Source organism: uncultured Leptotrichia sp. (assembly GCF_938036635.1).
Lineage (GTDB): Bacteria > Fusobacteriota > Fusobacteriia > Fusobacteriales > Leptotrichiaceae > Leptotrichia > Leptotrichia hongkongensis.
Window position 1 is genome coordinate 1 of record NZ_CALHQO010000170.1, and the last position, 6,242, is coordinate 6,242.

Consider the following 6,242-nt stretch of genomic DNA (forward strand, 5'->3'; position numbering starts at 1 on the left):
TTATAAAAAATGTAAATAAAAAGATTTCACAATAAAAAATTTACAAAATTTAGAAGGAGAAAATTAAAAATGGGAAAAATAATAAAATTTAATGAAGATGCGAGAAAAGCGCTTGAAGTGGGAGTAGATACACTAGCTGATGCTGTAAAAATTACACTTGGACCAAAAGGAAGAAATGTAGTATTAGATAGAGGATTTGGAGCACCAATGATTACAAATGATGGTGTTACAATAGCAAAAGAAATCGAACTTAAAGATCCAATTGAAAATCTTGGAGCACAAATTGTAAAAGAAGTGGCTACAAAGTCAAATGATGTGGCTGGAGACGGTACAACTACTGCAACTGTACTGGCACAGGCTTTAATCAAAGAAGGACTGAAAATGGTAGCTTCTGGAGCAAATCCTGTATTTATAAGACGTGGAATGGAGCTTGCTTCTAAAAAAGTTATTGAAGAACTTACAAAAAGAGCTAAAAAAGTGGAATCAAATGAAGAAATAGCACAAGTTGGGGCAATTTCGGCAGGAGATGTAGAAATAGGACAATTAATTGCTCAAGCTATGGAAAAAGTTGGCGAATCTGGAGTTATTACAGTTGAGGAAGCACGTTCTTTGGATACAACTTTGGAAGTTGTAGAAGGAATGCAGTTTGACAACGGATACTTGTCACCTTACATGGTTTCAGATTCTGAAAGAATGGTTGTGGAAATGGATAATCCATTTATTTTAATAACAGATAAAAAAATCGCAAATATGAAAGAATTATTGCCAATTTTGGAAAAAACAGTGGAATTAGGACGGCCAATGCTTATAATCGCTGAAGATGTGGAAGGAGAAGCACTTGCAACTCTTGTTGTAAATAAACTTCGTGGAACATTGAATATTGCCGCTGTAAAAGCTCCAGCGTTTGGGGACAGAAGAAAGGCTATGTTACAGGATATTGCAATTTTAACAGGTGGAGAAGTTATTTCTGAAGAAAAAGGAATTAAACTTGAAACTGCTGATATTAATTTCTTGGGACAAGCTAAAAAAGTTAGAATTACTAAAGATAATACAGTTATCGTAGACGGTCTTGGAGAAAAAGATGCAATACAAGCAAGAATTGGACAAATAAAAAATTCAATTGCTGAAACAACTTCTGATTATGATAGAGAAAAATTACAGGAAAGACTTGCTAAATTATCAGGTGGAGTAGCTGTAATAAAAGTTGGAGCTGCAACTGAAACTGAAATGAAAGAAAGAAAATTGAGAATTGAAGATGCTTTAAATGCAACAAAAGCAGCTGTGGAAGAAGGAATTGTGCCTGGAGGAGGAACAATCTTGATTCAAATCGCAAAAGCAATTGAAGACTTTAAATTAGAAGGTGAAGAAGGACTTGGAGTGGAAATTGTGAAAAGAGCATTATCTGCACCACTTAGACAAATTGTTATCAATGCTGGAATTGATGCAGGTGTCGTAATTGAAAAAGTAAAAAATTCTGAAAATGGAATAGGATTTGACGCTGCAAAAGAAGAATATGTAGATATGGTAAAAGCCGGAATCATTGATCCTGCTAAAGTAACACGTTCTGCAATTCAAAATGCAGTATCAGTATCATCAGTATTATTAACAACTGAAGTTGCAGTTGGTAATGAAAAAGAAGAATCACCAGCTGGTGGAATGCCAGGTGGAATGGGAATGCCAGGAATGATGTAATCTATGAAATCTAATAAAATAAGGGGTAGTCATTATAAACTACCTCTTTTTTTCTGCTATATTATTTTTTGATTTTCATTTCTTCTAAAATTGCCTTCACATTTTCCAAATTAATACTTTTTCCGCTTTCCAAAAGCCTTTCTACGACAATATCAATTTCTTTGCCTTTTGCACCAGCAAAAAGTGCTAATGAACGAGCTTGTAACTTCATGTGTCCGTGCTGTATTCCAGTTGTAACAAGTGCTTTTACTGCGGCAAAGTTTTGAGCAAGTCCTACTGATGTAATAATGCTTGCTAGAGTCCTTGCGTCAGGATTTCCTAAAATATTAAATGCCGCTTTTACGCTTGGATTTAGTCCTATTGAGCCACCTACACTTGCAATTGGCATTGGAAGGGTAAGTTCTCCCTTTAATTTATTTGTGCTTTCATCAAAAGTCCAAGTTGTAAGACCTTCGTATTTGCCATTTTTCACAGCAAAGGCATTTCCGCCAGCTTCAATTGCACGCCAGTCGTTCCCAGTAGCGATTACTACAGCATCAATTCCATTGAAAATTCCTTTATTATGAGTTGTGGCACGATAAATATCAAGTTTTGCAAATTTGCTTGCAAGTTCAATTTTTTTTGCAGTTTCAATAGATGTTTCCATTGAGCTGCTAAGAAGTTTTATATTTATTTCACATTCGGCTTTTACTAGAGATTCGGTTGCATAATTTGATAAAATTGCCATTAGGCTTTTTCCGTTTGTAATATTTTCAAGCGGTATTTTTATTGCCTCAAGCATTGTATTCAAAATATTTGCTCCCATAGCCTCCTTTACATCGGCAATCAGATAAACAATCAAAAATTCATCAATATTCTTCACTTCAATATTAATTGCTCCACCACCACGTCCTACAATCGAAGGATGGGCATCATTCGCAATTTTTAAAATCTCATTTTTATTTTCCAAAATCATTGAAATAGCATTTTCAAAGTCTAAAATATCATACAATGCAACTTGCCCAATCATTTTCCTATCTAAAATTTTTGTTGTGAAACCGCCAGATTTTCCAATAATTTTAGCTGCGTAACTGCACCCTGCTACAACAGATGGTTCTTCTGTAACCATTGGCACAGCATAATCCTTTTCATCAATAACAAAGTTTGGAGCAACGCTGAATGGCAAGGCAAATGTTCCAATTCCATTTTCAGCCATCTGATTTGCAGTTTCCAGTGGCAAGTTCTCATTTTTTTTCAGAAGTTGTTCAAATTCTTCAGTTAAAAATCCGTTATCTTTTAACATCTGTATTCGCTCAGTTCGTTCTTTTTTTTGAAAGCCAAGCCAATTTAATTTTTTTTGATTTTCCTTTTTCATATTTGAAACCAGTTCCTTTCGTTTGAGGGGTTATAATAAAACTCAAGCACTTAAAAAATTGTCAAATTCTAATGCTTGAGTGAAAATATAGTTTAAATTTTAAGGTTTATAGCCAGTTTTATCTTTTTCTGTTATTTTTCTGATAACTTTGCACGGTACTCCTGCGGCAATTACATTATCTGGAATATCTTTTGTAACAACGCTTCCAGAGCCAATAATAGTGTTGTTTCCAATTGTAACTCCTTGATTAATGTGGACTCCTGCACCAATCCATACATTATTACCTATTTTTACAGGTTTGGCATAACATCCTCCATTTATTCTTTCTTCTGCATCAGTGCTGTGATTAGAAGTATAAATTCCTACTCTTGGTCCAAAAAGAACATTATTTCCAATTTCAATTCCGCCACCATCAAGCATTACACAGTCAAAATTTGCATAAAAGTTATCTCCTATTGAAATATTAAATCCAAATTCACATCGGAATGTTGGTTCAAAATGCACATTTTTACCAATTGATTTTAAAAGATTTTTTAGTATTGCTTCTCTTTCTGATGACGGCTTTCCAAAACTTTCGTTATATTTATTTGTCAAAAAAACAGTATTTTCTCTAGCCTTTATAAGCTCCGGAGTTAAATCATTGTAAACTTTTCCAGATAAAATAAACTGCCGCTGTTCTTCTAAATTCATATTAATTAGCTCCTTTAGGATAGATTTAGTTTATTTTTTTGTAAATTCTTTTGTGATTTTCCACTTTTTCTAACACAAATGCGTTATCGCTTTCCTGAATAAGTTTTCTATTTGAAAAATCACAATTTCCTTCATTATCTAAAATTATTTTTTCAAAAAATAAATTTTCATATTCATTTATTGATAATTGCTTTCTATTGTCAAAATCGTTTAATCTATCGTGCCTTAGATGATTTTTAAAGTCTTCTGCAAGGGTTAGATTAAAAAATTCACAAACAGCACCGCTTCCATAACTATACATTCCAATCTTGTCACCAGCCTTTAAGCTATCACAGTTTTCGAGTAATGAAAGCAAACTTAGATAAAGAGAGCCTGTGTAGATATTTCCAACTCGTTTTCCATAAATTATTGAAGTATGAAATTTTTCCAAAAATTTATTTCTTGTTTCTTTTTCCACATTTTTTTCTAAAAGTGAATTAATCGCTTTCAATCCTAGTTTTGGAAATGGTAAATGAAAACAGAAAGCATCAAAATCGGATAAATCTTGATTATATCTTTTTTTGTATTCATCAAATGTCGTTGCAAGGCAGTCAAGATACTGCTTTGTTGAAAAATGTCCGTCTACTATTGGAAAATTTGAGTAGTTAGGACGCCAGAAGTCCATAATATCACGTGTTTGACATACATTTTCATCATTTATTACGGCAATTTTGGGGTCTTTTTTTATTAGCATTGCGATACTTCCTGCCCCCTGTGTAGATTCTCCAGGAGTGTCAATTCCGTATTTTGCAATATCTGAAGCAATTACGAGAACCGCGGCATTTTCGTTTTTTTCAATATAGTTTTTTGCAAAACTTAAAGCGGCAGTTGCTCCGTAGCAGGCTTCCTTAATCTCAATACATCGTGCAAATGGCTGGATATTAAGCAGATGATGAATAAAAACAGCAGAAGCCTTGCTTTGATCAATTCCAGATTCTGTTCCAACAATAATCATTTCGATATTTTTTTTATCTTCTTCATCTAAAATTTTTTCAGCCGCACTTGCCCCAAGCGATACAATATCCTCTGTTACAGGTGCAATACTCATTTCGCTTTGCATAAGACCTTTCACAAATTTATTTTCATTTTCATTTCTTCCAAGTGCTAGATCTCGTATATCTAAAAAGTATTTTGGCATAGCAAAGCCAATTTTATCTATTCCAATTTTGATTTTTTTTCCTATTTCTTTTATTTTCATAAAATTCGGACCTTTCTATTAAATATTTTTTGAAGGAATCGTAAATTATACTTAAAATAAGATGTGAAAATTAATAAAGATAAAAGTTTTAAGTATACCTACACATATTGTACTATAAAAAAAATGAAATAGCAACGGCTGCAATCAAAAAGAAATATTTAATTATTTATTTAGTGCATATTTTCTAATTGCTTTTGCTACTCCGTCATTTTTATTGCTGTCAGTTTTGTATTTTGCAGCTTTTGCAGCAAGATCTGAGGCATTTTCCATTGCAACACTGTAATTGGCATATTCAAACATTTCAACATCATTATTTCCATCTCCAATTGCCATAACTTCTTCCTGTTTTATTCCTAGTTTTTCTGCAAGTTTTTTTAGACCTGTCCCTTTATTGTTGTTTTTGGGTAATACTTCGTACACGTGTGACTGGCTTAGTACTCCGCTATATTTATCTTTTAATATATTTTCACATTTTTTTTGAAAATTTTCCATTTCTTTAGGATTTCCAAGAAACATTGCCTTGATTATTTTATATTTTCCACTTTTTGCTTCTTCAAGGCTTATTTCTGTAATATCTGAAAAGACAAATTTTGCATCCATAATAAGTTCATCTGTAGGTTTTCTGCCTATATTAAAATAATGTGTATCGTCAACCAGCGTAAAATTTATATTGTATTCTTCAGAAAATTTATATAAATAATCAATATCGTCAGGCGTAATTTCTGCCCAGTCAATTAATTCCCAGTCTTTTGTCCTATGAATTGAACATCCGTTATTTAAGATAACGTAACCTTCTAAGTCAAGTTCATGAAGTCCAAGTTCTTTATAAAATGGTAAAATACCGTATAAGGGTCTTCCAGTGCACAGCACAATCTTTATTCCAGCTTCTATTGCTTCATGAATTGCCTCCTTTTGTGCTTTATCAATGTGCTTTTTCTCATTAAGTAAAGTTCCGTCCATATCAATTGCAATTAGTTTTATCATAATTCTATCCTTTCTTTTGTTAAGTTTTCGTTATTAGTATATCTTAATTTAAAAGAATATTCAATATATTTAATACGAATCTAATTTTATATTGCAATAAAAAATTTTTAACAATACTATTTTGTTTGTTTTTTTCTAATAATGAAATATCTTAGTAAGAAAATATTAAAAAATTTAAGAAACTCCTTGAACAATTTAACAAATTGAAGTAAAATATAGTAAGTAAAAACTTTTTAGAAGAAATAAAAATAATTATAAAAAATTTAGGAGGTAATGAAAATGGGA

The 6,242-nt window shown here is 32.1% G+C and carries 5 protein-coding genes; 1 reads left to right on the plus strand and 4 read right to left on the minus strand.

Features of this window, described 5'->3' with window-relative positions:
• The first annotated feature begins 69 nt into the window (after window positions 1–69).
• Window positions 70–1,692, plus strand: a complete 1,623-nt coding sequence (gene groL, locus Q0370_RS03290) for a chaperonin GroEL (RefSeq protein WP_299572095.1) — start codon at window positions 70–72, stop codon at window positions 1,690–1,692.
• 61 nt (window positions 1,693–1,753) lie between these two features.
• Here groL and Q0370_RS03295 read toward each other — a convergent pair whose 3' ends face one another.
• The 4 genes from Q0370_RS03295 to Q0370_RS03310 form a co-directional block, all read right to left on the minus strand.
• Complete coding sequence (locus tag Q0370_RS03295) at window positions 1,754–3,046, minus strand: hydroxymethylglutaryl-CoA reductase, degradative (RefSeq protein ID WP_299572098.1); 1,293 nt, start codon at window positions 3,044–3,046, stop codon at window positions 1,754–1,756.
• Between the two features lie 99 nt (window positions 3,047–3,145).
• A complete protein-coding gene (locus Q0370_RS03300; RefSeq protein WP_026746183.1) occupies window positions 3,146–3,736 on the minus strand; it encodes a sugar O-acetyltransferase in 591 nt (196 codons plus the stop codon).
• A gap of 25 nt (window positions 3,737–3,761) precedes the next feature.
• Complete coding sequence (locus Q0370_RS03305) at window positions 3,762–4,973, minus strand: hydroxymethylglutaryl-CoA synthase (protein WP_299572104.1); 1,212 nt, start codon at window positions 4,971–4,973, stop codon at window positions 3,762–3,764.
• Between the two features lie 162 nt (window positions 4,974–5,135).
• Window positions 5,136–5,957, minus strand: a complete 822-nt coding sequence (locus Q0370_RS03310) for a Cof-type HAD-IIB family hydrolase (protein ID WP_299572107.1) — start codon at window positions 5,955–5,957, stop codon at window positions 5,136–5,138.
• Window positions 5,958–6,242: the final 285 nt, after the last annotated feature.